Annotated in this window: 14 protein-coding genes and 1 pseudogene; 14 read left to right on the forward strand and 1 reads right to left on the reverse strand. The window is 67.9% G+C overall.

What is annotated here, in order from left to right:
- The first annotated feature begins 10 nt into the window (after nucleotides 1-10).
- From QFZ53_RS10670 to QFZ53_RS10700, 7 genes and pseudogenes are all read left to right on the forward strand, one after another.
- A complete protein-coding gene (locus QFZ53_RS10670; RefSeq protein ID WP_292905750.1) occupies nucleotides 11-1,045 on the forward strand; it encodes an LOG family protein in 1,035 nt (344 codons plus the stop codon).
- An 84-nt stretch (nucleotides 1,046-1,129) separates the two neighbouring features.
- A pseudogene (locus tag QFZ53_RS10675) lies at nucleotides 1,130-3,185 on the forward strand (PhoX family protein).
- Nucleotides 3,186-3,343: 158 nt separating this feature from the next.
- Complete coding sequence (nusA, locus tag QFZ53_RS10680) at nucleotides 3,344-4,327, forward strand: transcription termination factor NusA (RefSeq protein WP_307296172.1); 984 nt, start codon at nucleotides 3,344-3,346, stop codon at nucleotides 4,325-4,327.
- A 56-nt stretch (nucleotides 4,328-4,383) separates the two neighbouring features.
- Nucleotides 4,384-4,638 carry a YlxR family protein gene (locus tag QFZ53_RS10685; RefSeq protein ID WP_307296175.1) on the forward strand — a complete coding sequence of 85 codons (255 nt, stop codon included), beginning with the start codon at nucleotides 4,384-4,386 and terminating at the stop codon, nucleotides 4,636-4,638.
- Nucleotides 4,639-4,689: 51 nt separating this feature from the next.
- Nucleotides 4,690-7,476 (forward strand): translation initiation factor IF-2, encoded by a 2,787-nt coding sequence (gene infB / locus QFZ53_RS10690; RefSeq protein ID WP_307296178.1) that lies wholly within the window; start codon nucleotides 4,690-4,692, stop codon nucleotides 7,474-7,476.
- Nucleotides 7,477-7,572: 96 nt separating this feature from the next.
- Nucleotides 7,573-7,998 carry a 30S ribosome-binding factor RbfA gene (gene rbfA, locus QFZ53_RS10695; protein ID WP_292905760.1) on the forward strand — a complete coding sequence of 142 codons (426 nt, stop codon included), beginning with the start codon at nucleotides 7,573-7,575 and terminating at the stop codon, nucleotides 7,996-7,998.
- Nucleotides 7,999-8,105: 107 nt separating this feature from the next.
- Complete coding sequence (locus QFZ53_RS10700) at nucleotides 8,106-10,238, forward strand: helix-turn-helix transcriptional regulator (protein ID WP_307296181.1); 2,133 nt, start codon at nucleotides 8,106-8,108, stop codon at nucleotides 10,236-10,238.
- Between the two features lie 3 nt (nucleotides 10,239-10,241).
- Here QFZ53_RS10700 and QFZ53_RS10705 read toward each other — a convergent pair whose 3' ends face one another.
- Complete coding sequence (locus QFZ53_RS10705) at nucleotides 10,242-11,129, reverse strand: A/G-specific adenine glycosylase (RefSeq protein WP_307296184.1); 888 nt, start codon at nucleotides 11,127-11,129, stop codon at nucleotides 10,242-10,244.
- A 55-nt stretch (nucleotides 11,130-11,184) separates the two neighbouring features.
- Between QFZ53_RS10705 and QFZ53_RS10710 the strand changes: the two genes are divergently transcribed.
- The 7 genes from QFZ53_RS10710 (at nucleotide 11,185) to QFZ53_RS10740 (ending at nucleotide 18,136) form a co-directional block, all read left to right on the forward strand.
- Complete coding sequence (locus QFZ53_RS10710) at nucleotides 11,185-11,829, forward strand: hypothetical protein (RefSeq protein WP_307296186.1); 645 nt, start codon at nucleotides 11,185-11,187, stop codon at nucleotides 11,827-11,829.
- Nucleotides 11,830-11,857: 28 nt separating this feature from the next.
- Complete coding sequence (gene truB, locus QFZ53_RS10715) at nucleotides 11,858-12,751, forward strand: tRNA pseudouridine(55) synthase TruB (protein WP_307296188.1); 894 nt, start codon at nucleotides 11,858-11,860, stop codon at nucleotides 12,749-12,751.
- The gene (locus QFZ53_RS10720) at nucleotides 12,748-13,116 is read left to right on the forward strand and encodes a hypothetical protein (RefSeq protein ID WP_307296191.1); all 369 of its coding nucleotides are present in this window, start codon (nucleotides 12,748-12,750) and stop codon (nucleotides 13,114-13,116) included. Before truB ends, QFZ53_RS10720 begins: the two co-directional genes overlap by 4 nt.
- 71 nt (nucleotides 13,117-13,187) lie before the next feature.
- Complete coding sequence (locus tag QFZ53_RS10725; protein WP_373426326.1) at nucleotides 13,188-13,601, forward strand: hypothetical protein; 414 nt, start codon at nucleotides 13,188-13,190, stop codon at nucleotides 13,599-13,601.
- A complete protein-coding gene (locus QFZ53_RS10730; protein ID WP_307296193.1) occupies nucleotides 13,598-14,548 on the forward strand; it encodes a bifunctional riboflavin kinase/FAD synthetase in 951 nt (316 codons plus the stop codon). Before QFZ53_RS10725 ends, QFZ53_RS10730 begins: the two co-directional genes overlap by 4 nt.
- A 205-nt stretch (nucleotides 14,549-14,753) precedes the next feature.
- The gene (locus tag QFZ53_RS10735; protein WP_307296195.1) at nucleotides 14,754-16,898 is read left to right on the forward strand and encodes a DEAD/DEAH box helicase; all 2,145 of its coding nucleotides are present in this window, start codon (nucleotides 14,754-14,756) and stop codon (nucleotides 16,896-16,898) included.
- Nucleotides 16,899-17,107: 209 nt separating this feature from the next.
- Nucleotides 17,108-18,136: an ATP-dependent 6-phosphofructokinase gene (locus QFZ53_RS10740; RefSeq protein ID WP_292905778.1), complete on the forward strand. Its 1,029-nt coding sequence runs from the start codon at nucleotides 17,108-17,110 to the stop codon at nucleotides 18,134-18,136.
- Nucleotides 18,137-18,342 lie beyond the last annotated feature (206 nt).

An 18,342-nucleotide genomic window follows, 5' to 3' on the forward strand; every position in this document is an offset into this window, starting at 1 on the left:
CGCTGGAGGCATGACCGAGGAACCGCTGCCGGCAGCGCTCAGCGCCGAGATCAACCGAGTCCTGGACGACGCAGGGGTGCACGCCGATCGCCGGCTGGTGATGCGGATGCTGCGAACAGCCGTGCTGCTCGGGGAGGACGGGACGAGTCGTCTCGATCTGAAGATCGCTTCGGCCGCCCTCGCCGAGATGCGCGATGCTTTCCGGCTGTTCGCCCCCTATGAGGGGATCCCGAAGGTCACAGTGTTCGGATCCGCACGTACCAGGCACGACGATCCGCTGTACGTGCAGGCGAGAGACGTCGCGGCGGCGCTCGCGGCCGACGGCTGGATGGTCGTGACCGGTGCGGGCCCCGGGATCATGCAGGCGGCGGCCGAGGGCGCGGGTCCCGCGCTCTCGCTCGGCGTGTCGATCCGGTTGCCGTTCGAGGAGAAGGCGAATGCGGTCGTCGAAGCCTCCGACCACGTCGTCGCGATGAAGTACTTCTTCACCCGCAAGCTCATGCTCATGAAGGAGTCCCGAGGGTTCATCTGCCTGCCCGGCGGTTTCGGCACGCTCGACGAGATGTTCGAGCTGCTCACCCTGCAGCAGACGGGCAAGGCCGAGCCGATGCCGATCGTGCTGCTCGACGAGCAGGACGGCAGATTCTGGAAGGGCCTCAAGCGATTCATCGACGAGGATCTGGCACCCACCGGCGTGATCTCCGAAGGAGACTTCGACCGGGTCATGATCACCGATTCGATCGAGGAAGCCACCGCACGGATCACTGGATTCTGGCGAAACTACGACTCTCTCCGCTGGGTGGGCCAGACTCTGGTCCTCCGGTTGAAGGCGGAACCGACGGATGCTGAGATCGACGACCTGAACGCGAGGTTCGCGTCGATGCTGCTCTCCGGGCGCATCGAGCGGGCCGCACCGCTCGCTCCGGAGGTCGGCGACCAAGATCTGCTCGACCTGCCGCGGCTGGCGCTGCACTTCGACCAGTGGCAGGTGGGCAACCTGTTCCGCCTGATCGACGCGATCAACGCACTGCCTTCGGCGACCTGATCGGCAAGGGTTAAGAGAGCGTTCACCGCAGCGTCACCTCGAGCCAGGAAGCTGTTCCGGCAGCATCCCGACGAGGAGGACCCGATGACCCTGGCAGACCACACCCGCCGCCCGCTCCCGATGGCCGATCACGTGCGTGGGAAGCGCTCGGCCGTCACCTGCGAGTTGAAGTGCGCGAACGCGTGCCTCGGGCCGGAATGCAACACCTCCGCGAACGAGGACTTCCGATCCATCGCCTCCGCGGTCTTCTCGCGCCGCGCGCTCTTCGGCCTCGGCGCCGCGGCGGCAGTGGCGCTGGCTGTCGGGGTGGGTCGCGACACGCCTGTGTCCTCTCCCGGCGCGATCGGCGTCGGCGGAGCGGGCGTCGCATCCGGCAAGCCCGGCACCGCCGGGCTCTCGTTCGGCCCCATCGCATCGGTCCCCGCGGACGTCGATGCCCTCACTGTGCCGGACGGCTTCACCTGGAAGCCGATCATCCGCTGGGGCGATCCGCTGTTCTCCCGCACGCCGGCGTTCAATCTCGCCGCCCAGACTCCGCAGGCCCAGGCCGAGCAGTTCGGCTACAACAGCGACTACCTCGACATCGTCGCCGACCCGAGCGGCAAGACCGGCGTGCTGGTGAACAACCACGAGTACGTGAACCCGAACATCATGTTCCCCGCGACGACGGACGCCGCCGAACTGCGGCGCCGGGGCGACATCTACAAGGCCGCCCAGGGCATGTCGGTCGTCGACATCAGCCGTCGCAAGGTGGGCCAGCCGTGGTCGTACGTCGTCGACGGCCGCCGCAACCGCCGCATCACGGTCGAGACCGTGTTCGAGCTGACCGGGCCCGCAGCGGGCACCGAGCTGGTGAAGACCGCCGCCGATCCGGAAGGGCGCTGGGTCCACGGCACTCTGGGCAACTGCTCGGGTGGAACGACGCCGTGGGGCACGATCCTCTCCGGCGAGGAGAACTTCAACGGGTACTTCGCCTGGGCGGCCGACACGCGCTGAGCAGAAGCGGTACTCCGGCACCAGCACCACGTCCACCTCGACGGGGTGGGAGACCTACGATCCGCGCTTCAACGCGCACGATCCCGCCTACGTCAACGAGCCCAACCGCTTCGGGTACATCGTCGAGATCGATCCGCAGGATCCCACCTCGACACCTCGCAAACACACCGCGATGGGGCGCTTCAAGCACGAGGGCGCCAACATCCACGTGGCGGAGGACGGACGGGTCGTCGCGTACATGGGCGATGACGAGCGCAACGACTACCTCTACAAGTTCGTGTCGAAGAACCGCATCTCCGGCTCGCGGAAGAAGAACCTGTCTCTGCTGAGCGAGGGCGACCTGTACGTCGCGAAGTTCACCGGGAACTCGCCGGCTTCCGAGATCTCCGGCACCGGGGCGCTTCCCTCCGACGGGGCATTCGACGGCACGGGCTCGTGGATCCCGCTCACGCAGGGTGGGAAGAGCGTGGTACCCGGATTCAGCACCGAGCGAGTGCTGGTGTACACGCGCCTCGCGGCGGATGCCGTCGGCCCCACCAAGATGGACCGCCCCGAAGACGTCCAGCCGAGCCCTCTGACGGGCAAGATCTACGTCGCGCTCACGAACAACTCGAACCGCAAGGTGGTCGACGAGGCCAACCCGGTCACCGGGAACCGCTACGGCCATGTCGTCGAGATGACCGAGACATCAGGGCAAGCCGGTACGACGTTCGGCTGGAGCATCCTGCTGCTGTGCGGCGATCCGTCCACGTTCGGGAACGCGTACTTCGCCGGCTTCCCGAAGGAGCTCGTCTCGCCGATCTCCTGCCCCGACAACGTCGCGTTCGACTCCGAAGGAAACCTCTGGATCTCGACGGACGGCGCGCCGAGCACGATCGGCCGCGCTGACGGGCTGTTCAAGGTACCGCTCACCGGCGCGGAGCGCGGGCACGTGCAGCAGTTCCTGGCCGTCCCGCGCGATGCGGAGACCTGCGGCCCTGTCATCCACGACAAAGAGGGGCTGGTGTTCGTAGCTGTGCAGCACCCCGGCGAGGACGGCACGTTCGAGGCCCCGCACTCGCTCTTCCCCGACTACGGATCGAGCGCACCCGGCGACGTCCCCACTGCTCCGCGACCCGCCGTCGTGCAGGCCTACCGCGCCTGATCCGGGACTCACCGGTCTCCGACACCGCGAGCCTCCTGGCCGGACGGAAAGCGTCCGGCCAGGAGGCTCGTGATGCGCATCGGTCCCGCGCTGTCCGGTATCCTGGACGGATGCCCGCGGTTCATCGCGCGAGGCGAGAGCTGAATAGAGAGGCCGTCATGGACATCGAACTGAGTCTGCTGCGTGGGATCGAGAAAGAGAAGGCGATCCCCTTCGACGAATTGGTGTCGATCATCGAACAGGCCATCCTGACGGCCTACAACAAGCACGTGGCCGGCGACGGTCCTGCTCCCGAAGGCGTCCGCGTCGATCTCGATCGCAAGAGCGGCCACGTCGCCGTTCTGCAGGTCGTGAAGGACGACGAGGGCGCGATCATCGGCGAAGAGGATGCCACGCCCGACGACTTCGGACGCATCGCCGCGTTCGCCGCGAAGCAGGTCATCAGTCAGCGGCTCCGCGACATCGCCGACGACGCCGTGCTCGGAGAGTTCCGTGGCAAGGAGGGCGACATCGTCGCCGGCGTCGTCCAGCAGGGCCCCAACCCGCGGATGATCCACGTCGATCTCGGGTCTGTCGAGGCGATCCTGCCGCCTGAGGAGCAGGTGCCGGGTGAGGAGTACACACACGGTTCGCGCGTGCGCGTCTACGTCACGAGCGTCGCCAAGGGGCTGAAGGGGCCGCAGATCACCGTGTCGCGCACCCACCCCGGGCTGGTTCGCAAGCTGTTCGCCCTCGAGGTGCCCGAGATCGCCGCCGGCCTGGTCGAGATCGTGTCGCTCGCCCGTGAGGCCGGCCACCGCACAAAGATCGCGGTCAAGGCCAACGATCCCGCGATCAACGCCAAGGGTGCGTGCATCGGAGAGCTCGGTCGTCGTGTCCGTGCCGTCACGGAGGAACTCGCCGGCGAGAAGATCGACATCATCGACTACAACCCCGAGCTGGCGGCGTTCGTCGCCAACGCGTTGTCGCCTGCACGGGTGACCAGTTCGTTCATCCTGGATGCCGGCACGAAGGCCGTGCGTGCGCTGGTTCCGGACTACCAGCTCTCGCTGGCGATCGGCAAGGAGGGGCAGAACGCCCGCCTGGCCGCGAAGCTCACCGGAGCCAAGATCGACATCCAGCCGGACAGCATCCTCGACTGATCCGCTTCCCGGACTCGCCTCGAGGGCGTCGGTCCCGGGTGAAACGCAGGTGTAAGATGGAACCCGTACGAACGTGCGTCGGCTGTCGCACGCGTGCTCCCCGCGCCACTCTGCTCAGAGTGGTGTCTCAGGACGACATCCTCATCATCGATGAAGGCGCCGTGCTGCCAGGGCGAGGCGCGTGGCTGCATCCGACGCGGGAATGCATGGAAGCCGCACTGCGGCGACGTGCTTTCGGACGAGCACTGCGTGTGTCCGCCACTGTGGACACGCAGACCATCGAACAGTATCCATTCAGAAACAAAGGCTGAACAGCTATGGAAACAAAGTGAACGGCTCGAAATGAGACCCGTCCGCGACTGATGGTCTGCCCTGTCTGGGGCAGACCGACCCCAGACAGGAGAATTGTGGCTGGTAAACCACGCGTACATGAGATCGCCGCCGAACTCGGCGTCGACAGCAAGGTCGCACTTGCAAAGCTCAAGGAGCTCGGCGAATTCGTCAAGAGCCCGTCTTCCACCATCGAACCGCCCGTGGCGCGCAAGCTGCGCGCGGCGATCGAGTCCGACGCTTCGCTGAAGCCGGCAGCCGACGCTGCCCCCGCCGCGAAGCCCGCGGCTGCCAAGCCGGCAGCCGCGAAGTCCGGCGCGCCGACGCCTGGCCCGAAGCCCGGCCCCAAGCCGGCACCGGCGCCTGAGCCCGCCCCCGAGGCGGCTCCCGTCGAGGCGGCCCCCGAGGCTCCCGCCGCCGCTCCCGCAGCGGCAGCCAAGCCCGGTCCCGCAGCGCCCAAGCCCGCAGACAACGCGGCGCCGAAGCCCGGCGCTCCCCGCCCCGGCAACAACCCGTTCTCCTCCTCGCAGGGGATGGGTCAGCGCCCCGCAGGTCCGCGACCCGGCAACAACCCCTTCGCCTCGGCGCAGGGCATGGGTCAGCGTCCCACTCCCGGTAACATCCCGCGCCCGCAGGCGCCGCGTCCCGGCGCTCCGCGTCCGGGTGCTCCGCGTCCGGGTGCTCCCCGTCCTGGAGCTCCGCGCGGCGGTCAGGGCGGTCGCCCCGGCGCTCCGTTCCAGCAGCGTCCCGGCGGCCCCGGTCGTCCCGGTGGTGCAGGCGCTCCCGGCGGCGGTCCCGGTGCACGTCCCGGCGGCGGTTTCGCCGGTCGTCCCGGTGGTGGCGGCGGTCGTGGTCGTGGACCCGGCGGCGGCACCGCAGGCGCCTTCGGCAAGGGCGGCGGCAAGAGCAAGCAGCGCAAGTCGCGTCGGGCCAAGCGGCAAGAGTTCGAGATGCGGAGCGCTCCGGTCGTCGGCGGCGTCAACGTCACCCGTGGCAACGGGGAGATCATCCGCATGCGCCGCGGCGCGTCGATCTCGGACTTCGCAGACAAGATCGAGACGCTGACCGGTTACACGGTGCAGCCCGGAACCCTCGTCACCATCCTCTTCAACCTCGGCGAGATGGCCACGGCCACCGAGTCGCTGGATGAGGCGACCTTCGAGGTCCTCGGTGCCGAGCTCGGCTACAAGGTGCAGATGGTCTCGCCCGAGGACGAGGACAAAGAGCTCCTCGAGGGCTTCGGCCTGGACCTCGAGGCCGAGCTGGAGAACGAGAGCGACGACGACCTCGAGATCCGTCCTCCGGTCGTCACGGTCATGGGTCACGTCGACCACGGTAAGACGCGACTGCTCGACGCGATCCGCCAGACCAACGTCATCGAGGGCGAGGCCGGCGGCATCACCCAGCACATCGGTGCGTACCAGGTCTGGACCGAGCACGAAGGCATCGAGCGTGCCATCACCTTCATCGACACCCCGGGTCACGAGGCGTTCACCGCCATGCGTGCTCGTGGTGCGCAGGTCACGGACCTGGCGATCCTCGTGGTCGCGGCCGATGACGGCATCATGCCGCAGACGGTCGAGGCGCTGAACCACGCCCAGGCGGCGAACGTGCCGATCGTGGTCGCGGTGAACAAGGTCGACAAGCCCGAAGCCAACCCGGCCAAGGTGCGTCAGCAGCTCACCGAGTATGGTCTGGTCGCCGAGGAGTACGGCGGGGACGTCATGTTCGTCGATGTCTCGGCTCGTGCCGGCACCGGCATCCAGGACCTCCTGGACGCCGTGCTGCTCACCGCAGACGCGGGTCTCGACCTCACGGCCAACCCGAACAAGGCCGCTCGTGGTGTCGCCATCGAGGCGAAGCTCGACAAGGGCCGCGGTGCGGTCGCCACAGTGCTGATCCAGTCCGGAACGCTCCGTGTCGGTGACGCGATCGTCGCAGGCACCGCCTACGGCCGCGTGCGTGCCATGGCCGACGAAAACGGCGACGCCGTTCTCGAGGCCTACCCGTCGCGCCCCGTGCAGGTGCAGGGTCTGAACTCCGTGCCCCGCGCCGGCGACGTGTTCATCGTCACCGAAGAGGACCGGATGGCCCGCCAGATCGCCGAGAAGCGTGAAGCGGTCGAGCGTAATGCGCAGCTGGCCAAGGCCCGCAAGCGGATCTCGCTCGAGGACTTCACCCGCGCTCTCGAAGAGGGCAAGGTCGAATCGCTCAACCTCATCATCAAGGGCGACGTGTCCGGTGCCGTCGAGGCGCTGGAGGAGTCACTGCTCAAGATCGAGGTCGACGAATCGGTGCAGCTGCGCATCATCCACCGCGGTGTGGGTGCGATCACCGAGTCCGACGTCAACCTCGCGACGATCGACAACGCGATCATCGTGGGCTTCAACGTCCGCCCCGACACGAAGGCGCGCGAGCGCGCCCAGCGTGAAGGCGTGGACATCCGCTTCTACTCGGTCATCTACAACGCGATCGACGAGATCGAGAGCTCGCTCAAGGGCATGCTCAAGCCGGAGTACGAAGAGGTCCAGTCGGGTGTCGCCGAGATCCGCGAGGTGTTCCGCTCCTCGAAGTTCGGCAACATCGCCGGTGTCATCGTGCGGTCGGGAACGATCACGCGGAACGCCAAGGCCCGCGTCATCCGCGACGGTGTGGTGCTCGCCGACGGACTCGCCATCGAGTCGCTGCGCCGGTTCAAGGACGATGTCACCGAGGTCCGCACGGACTACGAAGCCGGTATCGGCCTCGGCAAGTACAACGACATCCAGATCGGCGACGAGATCGAGACCACCGAGCTGGTCGAGAAGCCTCGCGGCTGATCGGATACGACAGCCTCTGGGCGTCCTTCGCCTCTCCTGGCTCGCGAGTCAGGAGAGGCGAGGACGCCCGTAGGCTTTTCTCAGAGGGAGAAGACAATGGCTGGTGAAAGACAGGCACGCCTCGCGGACCGCATCCGCGTGATCCTGGCAGAGCGTCTCGAGAAGGGACTGCGCGATCCGCGCCTCGGCTTCGTCACGATCACGGATGTGCGCGTCTCGGGTGACCTCCAGCACGCCTCGGCGTTCTACACGGTCCTGGGCACGGAAGAGGAGCGCCTCGCGAGCGGCGCCGCGCTCACCTCGGCGACGGGGATGCTGCGCACCGAGGTGGGGCGTCAGCTGAGCACACGTCTGGTACCCACCCTGGAGTTCATCCCCGATGCGCTGCCGGAGAACGCGGACCACATCGGTGCCCTGCTGCGTCAGGCTCAGGAGCACGACGCGCAGGTCGCCAAGCTGGCATCGTCCGCCTCGCACGCGGGCGACGCTGATCCCTACGTGCGCGCAGACGACGAAGACTGATCCCGTTTGCTAACCTCAGCTGTGCGGCAAGGTGTCCGCGCAGCTGAGGGGGGATCAGCATAGACGCTTGGAGCGCGCCAGGATCGGCGCCCATCACGCCCGCATCCGTGGCGGCGCTTCTCGACGAGCTGCGCAGACAGGATCTGACCTGCGCGCCGCACGTTCTGGTGCGCATCGTCGTCCAGCTCGGGGGAGACACTCCGACGATTCGGGAGATGATCGCCCGGCTCGACCCGCCTGCGAGATTCGGACTGCGGCCGCTGCCCGCTCCGCTGCCGATGGTCCCCACGATCCAGGCGAAGTACGACAGCCTCGAGCTGGACGATCGTGACCGTGACCTGCTCCTCGCCGTCTCGCTGTGCCTCGGTGACGAGCTCGAGCCGCTCCTGGCCTTCGACGGTCGCATCGCGGACGAGCTCATGCTCAGCGCGATCGGACCGCATCTCGCGCTACGGGCGGGGCGCGTGCGCTTCGTCGACCCATTGCTCGACATCTGGGTGCGCTCGACGACGGACGCCGCGGTCCAGGCGTCGGTTAACGAGCGCCTGGTGACGATCTTCGTCGCACGTGACGATCGCGTGAGCGCTGACTGGCATCGTTCTCGCGCCTCGTTGCGAGGCGTGCCGGAGGCGGCGCCCGAACTCATCAGGATCGCCAGGGAGCTCTCCGAGGCCGGCCACTCTTCGCGGGCGCTGCAGCTCGCCGGCGAAGCAGCGGCTCACGCCGCCGGCATCGTGCTCGACGAGGCGCGGGTTGTGGCGGGAGCGTCGGCGATCGCCGCAGGGTACGCGACCGAGGCGGCGGCCTGGCTCGGCCCGTTGTTCCCCGAAGGAGCCGAACGGTACCGGCTTCAGGGGCTCAGCGCGCTCGTGATCGCGCAGGCGTACCTGCAAGGCGCCGTTCCCGCGATCGACCCTGACTCGTTCCGTCCGCGCACTGACGATCTCGACGACTGGTACTCGTGGACCCGTGCGACGGCGTTCGCGGCAGTGCTGTGCGCAGAGCGCGGCGATCGCCGCGGAATGCGCACATGGCTCAAGGCTCTGCGCGACGGATGCGCGATCGTCGGCGCCGAGCGCGAGTTGCGCGACCCGGTGGTGGCGCTGAGCTGGCTGATCGCGGGGGAGTCCGACGTCGAGGCGATGGTCGGGGCAGGTCCGCTGAGCGGAGGGATGCTGCGAGCACTGCGATCCGCGCTCGACGGCGACATCGACGCAGGACTCCGGCTCATCGCGGTGGGAGACTCGGGGCTCGGTGCCGAGATCGATCCGTTCGTGGCCGGCTTCGAGTACAGCCCCGTGGTGAACGCCTACCGCGCGGTCGTCGAAGTGCTGCTGCTGATGTGGCGCGGAGACATCCGCGTCGCGCGGGAGCGCCTGATGCAGGCCGCCATGATCTTCCCCGTGGCGATGCCGTTCGCCGGTCTCGGCGTGGTGCTCGCCCGTCGACTCGATCTGGCGGTGCTGGGGCGGGTCGGGCCGTTCGGAGAGGCGTTGACTGCGGCTCTTCCGCCCGCCGTCCGGCTGGACCATCTCGTCGACCGCGCGATCGAGGCGCACCTGTCCGGGTCCTTCGAAGAGGCCTCCTCGTTCATGAAACTGTGGAGCGATCGCGGGCGTCCGTCACCGATGCTGTCGGTCGCGGGCCTGGACGAACTCGCGCCGATCGACGGCGACCCGGGGGCGGCGATCGGGACGGTCGCTCCTGCGGAGCTTCTAGAGGCGCAGCGACTGCGGGCCAGGATCGCGACGACGACGGATGCGCGCTGGCGTGCGGACCGCGACGAGCTTCTCGAAGCGACCCGTGCTCTGGCGTCGCCCTTCTCTCGAGCACGGGTCGAATCGATGCTCGGCATCCGCGCGGTGATCCGCAACGAACTCGACGCGGCGAGCGAGCATCTGCGCACGGCGCAGCGGCTGTTCGACGTCGCCGGCGCCGACGCCTGGGCCAGAGCATCCGCTGCGCGTGTGGCCCTCGTCGAAGAGGAGACCACGCGAGGAGACGCGGCACACGACTCGCTGCCCGCGTGCCGACTCGCCTGGGCGCCGCTGCTCACGAGCCGAGAGCTCGAGGTCGCGATGAAGGTCGTGACCGGACTGTCGAATCGCCAGATCAGCGATGAGCTGCAGCTGTCCGTGCGCACCGTCGAAGTGCACCTCGGCAGGGTGTTCGGCAAGCTCGACGTCCGCAATCGCGTGGAGCTGATGGTGCTGGCGCGTCGCACGGTCCAGTACCTGTGAGGATCAGCGGGGAAGAGAGAGCATCTCACCATCGGCCTCGGCGAGACCGTCGGCGATGAGCGAATCGACCGCCCGGTCACGCTGGCGAGCGTCCGGCCAGTCGGGCAGGAGCGCGCTGAGCAGCACCGATCCCGTCGGCGCCTCGCGCAGCATCCGCAGCACCGCGCCCCTCGTCTGACGGTCCGAACCCTCGAAGGCGGCCTGGCGTCGTCTGGTGTCGCCCGTGTCGGGTCGCCCTGCGGCCACCCATGCGCATCGTTCGACGAGCGGGCAGATATCGCACCGTGGGGAGCGCGCCGTGCAGACGGTGGCGCCCAGCTCCATGGCCGCCGCGTTGAAGACGGCGGACTCGGCGTCGGATGCCGGAAGAAGCGACTCCATCAGCGCCAGGTCGCGGCGCGACGGTGGAGCAGGCTGCGCCAGCCCCTGGACGGCGCGCGCGAGGACCCGCCTGGTGTTGGTGTCGACCACGGGGTGCCGGTCGCCGTAGGCGAACACCGCGACCGCCCTCGCCGTGTAGTCGCCGATGCCGGACAGCGCGAGGAGCGCGTCGACGTCGCGTGGCACCACACCGCCGTGCCGTTGCGTGATCTCGATCGCGGCCCGGTGCAGCCACAGGGCGCGTCGTGGGTATCCCAGGTTCGCCCACTGCTGAACCACGTCGGCCGGTGTCGCCTCGGCCAGAGCCGGAGGCGTCGGCCAGCGCGCCAGCCACGCCTCCAGATGTGGGATCACTCGATTGACGGGCGTCTGCTGCAGCATGAACTCGCTGACGAGCGTTCCCCAGGCGCCGTAAACGTGATGGAACTGCGATGTGCGCCAGGGCAGGTCGCGGGCGGCGCCTCGATACCATTCCGACAGCGGCAGCTCACGCTCGGGGAAGGTTGACATCGAGTGCACCTCGACAGCCTAGGCGAAATGCCGCCGACGACCTGAGGAGATGATGATGAACACACGGCAGCGTAGCGCGATCGTGCTGATCACCGGACTCGTGCTGGCTACGGGTACAGCCTGCGCGCCCGGCGCAGGCGAGGCGGAACCCGGTTCGAGCGCGACTTCGACGGCGACGCAGACCTCATCGCCTGAGCCCACGTCGTCGCCCTCAGCCGATCCCGAAGACCCCACCACCTGGATCATCAGCGAGGAGGGCGTGGGACCGATCGAGATCGGCGGTCGGCTCGCGGAGACTCTGGCCGAGCTGCCGCCGACATGGACGAACGACGAGAACTGCTCCTGGACCGCATGGTGGAACGCCGACGATTCGAGCTACGGCGTGTTCTTCGTGCGGGGAACGGAGAGCGAGGATGCGCCGGTGCGGGAGATCTCGGTCTACACCGCTGCGGAGACGCCGGTGGCTGTGCCCTCTCCCGTGACGGACAAGGGGCTCGGAGTCGGCGCCACGACGGAGGAGGTGCTCGCGGCGTATCCCGACGCCGAGGAGGGCGTTGCGTCCGCAGGAGCCGGAACGTGGCTGAAGGTGCCGGGCGACGCGGAGGCGCACATCTTCTTCGAGTACCGCGAAGGCGCAGCCGGAGCATCCGATGTCGTCGTCACCATCGGAGAGCAGCCGTCCTACGAGGTGTGCGGCTGAGAATCCGCGCGCATCGTAGGCTTGAGGGATGGTCTCGCCCGGCATCCTCCTCGTCGACAAACCCGCAGGCCTCACCAGCCATGATGTCGTCGCCCGCGCCCGGCGCGCCTTCGGCACCCGCAAGATCGGGCACGCAGGCACGCTCGACCCGATGGCGACGGGTCTCCTGGTTCTCGGCATCGAGGGTGCGACGCGTCTGCTGACGTATATCGTCGGTGCGGACAAGACCTATGAGGCCACGATCCGGCTCGGGCAGACGACGGGAACCGACGACGCGGATGGCGACATCCTGACCCGGGCTTCCGCTGACACCTGGGCTGCCGTCACAAAGGAGCGAATCGCCGACGGCATCAGCTCGCTCACCGGCGTGATCTCGCAGGTTCCCAGCTCGGTCTCCGCGATCAAGGTCGACGGCAGGCGCGCCTACGACCGCGTTCGCGCGGGGGAGGAGGTCGTGCTCGCGGCTCGACAGGTGACCGTGTCGCGCTTCGAGATGCTCACCCGACGGGACGGCGACGGGGTCGTCGATCTCGATGTGGTCGTCGACTGCTCCTCGGGCACCTACATCCGCTCGCTCGCGCGCGATCTCGGCGCCGAATTGGGCGTCGGAGGTCATCTGACCGCGCTCCGGCGCACGAGGGTGGGTGATTTCGACGTGACGGATGCCGTCGGCATCGACGATCTCGACGGCGCACCGTTGCTGAGCCCCGCACAGGCGGCGGCTCGTGTGCTGCAGCCTCTGGACGTGACGGCCGACGACGCCCGCGATCTTCGGCATGGCAAGCGCCTCGCCGGGCAGGCGTCTCGACTGGACGGCGCTCTGGCGGCCGCTATCGACGACGAGGGCATGCTGGTCGGAGTCGTGGAGAAGCGCGGAGCCGACCTGAAGAGTGCCATGAACATGCCGGAGGTCGTCCGATGATCCTCTGGTTCACGGTCGCTCAGGTCGTCGTCGCCGTGGCTGCCGGATCGCTCTGCGTCGTGGCCGGGCTCACAGGGCGTCGCCCCAGCGACGTGACGGTCGGAGCCCTGGCGGTCGTCGAGGCGCTGCTGATCGCGCAGGTGGTCGTCGCGATCATCGCGCCGCTCGCAGGCAACCCTCCGACCGGTGATCTGCTCGAGTACTGGGTCTATCTCGTCTCGGCCGTGCTGCTGCCGATCGGAGCCGTGCTCTGGGCGCTGATGGAGCGCAGTCGTTGGAGCACGGTGATCCTCGGAGTGGCAGCTCTCGCCATCGCGATCATGTTGTGGCGCATGCAGGTCATCTGGACCGTTCAACTCGCTTGAGCGCGAAGCCACGGCATCCGTCGCGGATTAGGATGGACGAAGCTATGAGCACCCCCGCACCCCCTTCTCGGATGACCGGCATCGGTCGTGTCCTCGTGATCGTCTACGCCGTGATGGCGCTGGCTGCGACCGGCCGAAGCTTCGTGCAGATCTTCCGCCGGTTCGATGAGGCGCCGCTCGCGTACTCGCTGTCTGCGGTGGCGGCCGTCGTCTACATCCTCGCCACACTCGCTCTGGTTCTCGCCAAGCGCAGAGGCTGGTATGCCGTCGCCTGGATCGCCATCGTCTTCGAGCTCACCGGGGTGATCGTCGTCGGCGTGCTGAGCCTCGTCGTCCCCGAGCTCTTCCAGCACGAGACCGTGTGGTCGCTGTTCGGCAGAGGGTATGTGTTCATCCCGCTGGTGCTGCCGATCTTCGGTCTGTGGTGGCTTCGCACGCACAGGCCAGCGGTCGCGGAGACTCATCGGGTCGAGGTGACCGCGTGATCGTCTTCCGCGACCCGGGCGAGGTCCCCGTCGACTTCGGGCCGTCGGCCGTGGCGATCGGCAAGTTCGACGGTGTGCACGCCGGGCACAGGGCGGTGATCGAACGGCTCAAGATCCAAGCCGCGGCATCCGGATCGCGTGCCGTGGCCGTGACCTTCGACCGCAACCCCCTGGCAGTGCTGCGCCCTGATCGCTGTCCCGAGAACGTCGTCACGGTCGAGCGGAAGCTCGAGCTGCTGGGTGAGCTGGAACTCGACGCCACCCTCATCCTGACCTTCGACGCGGAGCTGGCTGCGCGCAGCGCAGAAGACTTCGTCGACGACATCCTGGTGGCGGCGCTCAAGGTGTCGACGGTGCTCGTCGGCGAGGACTTCCGCTTCGGCCGTGGGGGAGCGGGAACGCCCGCACTTCTCGCCGAGATGGGGCCGAGTCGCGGGTTCAGCGTCGAGATCGTCGACGACGTCTACCTGCCCGGTTCCGATCGCCGGGTCTCATCGACCTGGATCCGCGAACTGCTCATGTCCGGAGACGTCGGCGCCGCCGCCGATGTGCTCGGTCGCCATCCCGACGTCCGCGGTGAAGTGGTGCACGGACTCAAACGCGGACGCGAACTCGGCTTCCCGACCGCGAATCTGTCGACGATCACCGACGCATTCGTTCCCGCCGACGGGGTGTACGCGGGGTGGCTGGTCGATCACGACACCGGCATCCGCCACCAGGCTGCGATCTCGGTCGGCACCAACCCCACGTTCGACGACGTGCTCGTCCGTCAGGTCGAGGCGCACGTGATCGACGAGACCGGACTCGACCTGTACGGGCACGACGTCACGGTCGAGTTCGTCGAGCGACTGAGGGGCATGGTCGCCTTCGAAGGCATCGAGAAGCTCAAGCTGCAGATGGCCGACGACGTGACCGACGCTCGACGAGTGCTCGGCACCGAGGCGTAGAAGGTGAACTCTGCGTGTCCCGCGGCACCAGCGCCCGCCCTCATGGCGTAGACTGACGCTCGGTTCCCGGTGATCCTCGCAGGTCTTTCGTGCGTCGACGGGAACCCGTACTACGGTCCGCACGGTCCTGGCTCGCGCCACACGCGGACATCGAAGACGGCTCCGGCATCCCGCGGATGCTGTGGCCTCCACGCTCAGGAGGAGCATGCCGACCACGGCACCAGCCGCCACGCGGCGCAGGAAGACGTCTCGTCGCGATGACGAGGCACCGCTGATCCCGATCCTGGCGCGCAAAGTGCGCGAGATCGAGGCGAAGTCTCAGCGAGGAAAACTCGGTCCGACGAATCGCGTCAAGTTCCAGGTGATCGCATTCCTCGTGCGCGAAGAACGCGCCAGAGTGAAGGCGGATGCCGAGATCGGCGACGCCGCTCGCTCGGAGCTGCTCAAGCGGCTCGACGGCGTCGCGACGATCCTCGCCAAGACGGCGGCGCGCGACACCTCTCTGATCCAGCTGCTCGAGGCCGATCAGGCCACGTCTCCCGTGGCCAAGCGCATGCGCAGGGATTGGCTGCTCGAGTCGGGTGCCGAGCTGGCGCCCGAGGAGCTCATCATCGCGGATGTCGCACCCGTGCAGGTGTCTGTCGTACCCGCGGCCATCGCCGAGCGTCAGGTCACTCCGCCCTCCGTCGAGGCGCGCCAGCTCTCGAATCCCTTCCTCGCCCCCGACCTCACGCCCCGCTCGACCGCGACTCCGCGACGTCGGCTCGACGGCTGGGAGCTCATGGGCCCCCTCTACAAGGCGTTCGAGACCGGCGCCGGTGGATCCGCGGCCAGCATGGAGCTGCCTCCCGCCCCCGAGTTCGATCACGTCTCGCCCAAGGGGCTCGAGGTCATGGTGCACCAGTCGCGCTTCCTCGAAGCCGTCCGCGGCGGCCACCGCAGCTTCCTGCTGGCTGACGAGCCGGGCCTCGGCAAGACGGCGCAGTCGGTGCTCGCAGCGTCCGTCGCCGGCGCCTACCCGCTGCTCGCCGTCGTCCCGAACGTCGTCAAGATGAACTGGGCGCGCGAGGTCGAGCGCTGGACGCCGCAGCGTCGGGCCACGGTGATCCAGGGCGACGGCGGCGACATCGACGCCTTCGCAGACATCTTCATCGTCAACTACGAGATCCTCGACCGGCACCTGTCGTGGCTCGCCTCGATCGGCCTGCGCGGAATGGTCGTCGACGAAGCGCACTTCATCAAGAACCTGTCATCGCAGCGTTCGCAGAACGTGTTGTCGCTCGCCTCGCGAGTGCGCGAGCAGACGCCAGGCGGCAACCCGCTCATGCTCGCCCTGACCGGAACCCCGCTGATCAACGACGTCGAGGACTTCGACGCGATCTGGCGGTTCCTGGGGTGGACCACTGGGGAGAAGCCGGGTCCCGAACTCATGGAGAAGCTCGACTCGACAGGTTTCACGCCGGCGGACAAGGCGTTCTACCCCGAGGCTCGCGACGCGGTGATCTCGATGGGCATCGTTCGTCGCAAGAAGAAGGACGTCGCGGCAGATCTGCCCGACAAGCTCATCGCCGATCTGCCGGTGCAGCTCGACGACGAGTTCGGGCGGGGCATCCGCCAGGCGGAACGAGAGCTGGGCGAGCGCCTGGCTGCGCGCTACCGGCGCATCATCGAGGCTCGCGGCGACCGGGGGCTCGCGCCCGGGGAGATCGACGAGGACATCGTCAGGCTCGTGGCTCTGAACGAGCTCGAGGAGTCGAAAGCGGCGGGCACGGGCGGAGACAACGTCTTCACCATGGTGCGCCGAATCGGCCAGGCGAAGGCTCAGCTCGCGGCGGACTATGCCGCACAGCTGCAGCGCTCCGTCGGCAAGGTCGTGTTCTTCGCGAAGCACATCGACGTGATGGACCGGGCTGAAGCGCACTTCGCAGCATCCGGCATCCGCTCGGTGTCGATCCGAGGCGATCAGACCTCGACGGCTCGGCAGCAGGCGATCGACGATTTCAACAGCGATCCGGGTGTCGGGATCGCGGTGTGCTCGCTCACGGCCGCCGGCGTCGGTCTCAACCTTCAGGCGGCGTCGAACGTCGTGCTCGCCGAGCTGTCGTGGACGGCCGCCGAGCAGACGCAGGCGATCGACCGGGTGCACCGCATCGGCCAGGATGAGCCCGTCACCGCCTGGCGCATCATCGCCGCGCACACGATCGACACGAAGATCGCGGAGCTGATCGATCAGAAGCACGGCCTCGCTGCGCGCGCGCTCGACGGCGAGACCGTCGATGAGGTCGCCGCCGAGCCGATTCAGTTGGCGGCGCTCATGCATCTGCTGCGAGGAGCCCTCGCCGCAGCGTGAGAAATGGGTGTTAAGAATTTCGGTTCTTAACACCCATTTCCGTCGAATCCGGTGTTGTTCTCGAACTTCTGGCACAAGGTCCGGATTTGGCGGCAAGATTTGCCGTTTTCGCCGCCGAGAATGGCGCTCGATCGTTGTGGGGCGCTAGTGTCGTTCGCAGGCAACGTCGCCTTTCCCCCTCACTTACCCGAACAACCGAAGGCGGCAGCATGAAGATCGGCATCCTCACGAGCGGCGGCGACTGCCCCGGACTCAACGCGGTGATCCGCGCGATCGTGCTCAAGGGCACCCGTGCGTACGACCTCGAGTTCGTCGGCATCCGCGACGGCTGGCGCGGGGTCGTCGACGGCGACTTCTTCCCGCTCACACGCCACGACGTGAAGGGCCTCTCCAAGGTCGGCGGCACGATCCTCGGCACCAGCAGGACCAACCCCTACGAGGGAGAGCGCGGCGGCGCCGAGAACATCGCCAAGACGCTGTACGGGCACAAGATCGACGGCATCATCGCCATCGGCGGCGAGGGCACGCTCGCCGCGGCCGATCGCCTGGCCAAGGACGGCATCAACGTGCTCGGCGTCCCGAAGACGATCGACAACGACCTGCGCGCCACCGACTACTCCTTCGGCTTCGACACGGCCGTGAACATCGCCACCGACGCGATGGACCGCCTGCGCACCACGGGCGACTCGCACCGACGCTGCATGGTCGCCGAGGTCATGGGACGCCACGTCGGCTGGATCGCCCTGCACGCAGGCATGGCCGCGGGTGCTCACGTGATCTGCATCCCCGAGGTCCCGATGTCGATCGACGAGATCGCCGACCTCGTCACGAGCGCTCACGACCGGGGTCGAGCGCCTCTCGTCGTGGTGTCCGAGGGCTTCAAGCTCCGCGACATGGACGAGGCGTACAGCGACAAGGGGCTCGATGCCTTCAACCGCCCGCGTCTCGGCGGCATCGGCGATCTGCTCGCACCCGAGATCGAGCGGATCACGGGCATCGAGACGCGAGCCACGATCCTCGGTCACATCCAGCGAGGCGGAGCGCCCTCGGCGTTCGACCGGGTGCTTGCGACTCGCCTCGGCATGCACGCCGCGGATGCGGTCATGGACGCCGCGTGGGGCCAGATGGTCGCCATGCAGGGCACCGAGATCGTGCGAGTGCCTTTCGCCGATGCGCTGGGCGAGCTGAACACGGTTCCTCAGGTTCGTTACGACGCCGCAGCGACGCTCTTCGGTTGAGCTCCGGTCTTCGGGGGATGCGCGGTTGCGCCGCGATCTCGCCGATTGCGTGACTGAACCCGTGCGACGGTCACAGTTGTGGCGGGTTGAGTGGCGTCATCTCGCCGGATGCGTGACTGAACCCGCGGGACGGTCACAGTTTGGGCGGGTTGCGTGGCGTCATTCCGCCGGATGCGTGACCGAATCGCTGGAAGTGCCGGTTTCAG

The organism is Microbacterium natoriense, assembly GCF_030816295.1.
Classification (GTDB): domain Bacteria; phylum Actinomycetota; class Actinomycetes; order Actinomycetales; family Microbacteriaceae; genus Microbacterium; species Microbacterium natoriense_A.

Excerpts from the sequence above, each read along its gene's own strand:
- nusA (WP_307296172.1), top strand. The coding sequence starts at position 3,344 with ATGGACATCGAACTGAGTCTGCTGCGTGGGATCGAGAAAGAGAAGGCG.
- truB (WP_307296188.1), top strand. The coding sequence starts at position 11,858 with ATGGTCTCGCCCGGCATCCTCCTCGTCGACAAACCCGCAGGCCTCACC.
- QFZ53_RS10725 (WP_373426326.1), top strand. The coding sequence starts at position 13,188 with ATGACCGGCATCGGTCGTGTCCTCGTGATCGTCTACGCCGTGATGGCG.
- QFZ53_RS10705 (WP_307296184.1), bottom strand. The coding sequence starts at position 11,129 with ATGTCAACCTTCCCCGAGCGTGAGCTGCCGCTGTCGGAATGGTATCGA.
- QFZ53_RS10685 (WP_307296175.1), top strand. The coding sequence starts at position 4,384 with ATGGAACCCGTACGAACGTGCGTCGGCTGTCGCACGCGTGCTCCCCGC.
- QFZ53_RS10720 (WP_307296191.1), top strand. The coding sequence starts at position 12,748 with ATGATCCTCTGGTTCACGGTCGCTCAGGTCGTCGTCGCCGTGGCTGCC.
- QFZ53_RS10710 (WP_307296186.1), top strand. The coding sequence starts at position 11,185 with ATGAACACACGGCAGCGTAGCGCGATCGTGCTGATCACCGGACTCGTG.
- QFZ53_RS10735 (WP_307296195.1), top strand. The coding sequence starts at position 14,754 with ATGCCGACCACGGCACCAGCCGCCACGCGGCGCAGGAAGACGTCTCGT.
- QFZ53_RS10740 (WP_292905778.1), top strand. The coding sequence starts at position 17,108 with ATGAAGATCGGCATCCTCACGAGCGGCGGCGACTGCCCCGGACTCAAC.
- QFZ53_RS10670 (WP_292905750.1), top strand. The coding sequence starts at position 11 with ATGACCGAGGAACCGCTGCCGGCAGCGCTCAGCGCCGAGATCAACCGA.
- rbfA (WP_292905760.1), top strand. The coding sequence starts at position 7,573 with ATGGCTGGTGAAAGACAGGCACGCCTCGCGGACCGCATCCGCGTGATC.
- infB (WP_307296178.1), top strand. The coding sequence starts at position 4,690 with ATGGTCTGCCCTGTCTGGGGCAGACCGACCCCAGACAGGAGAATTGTG.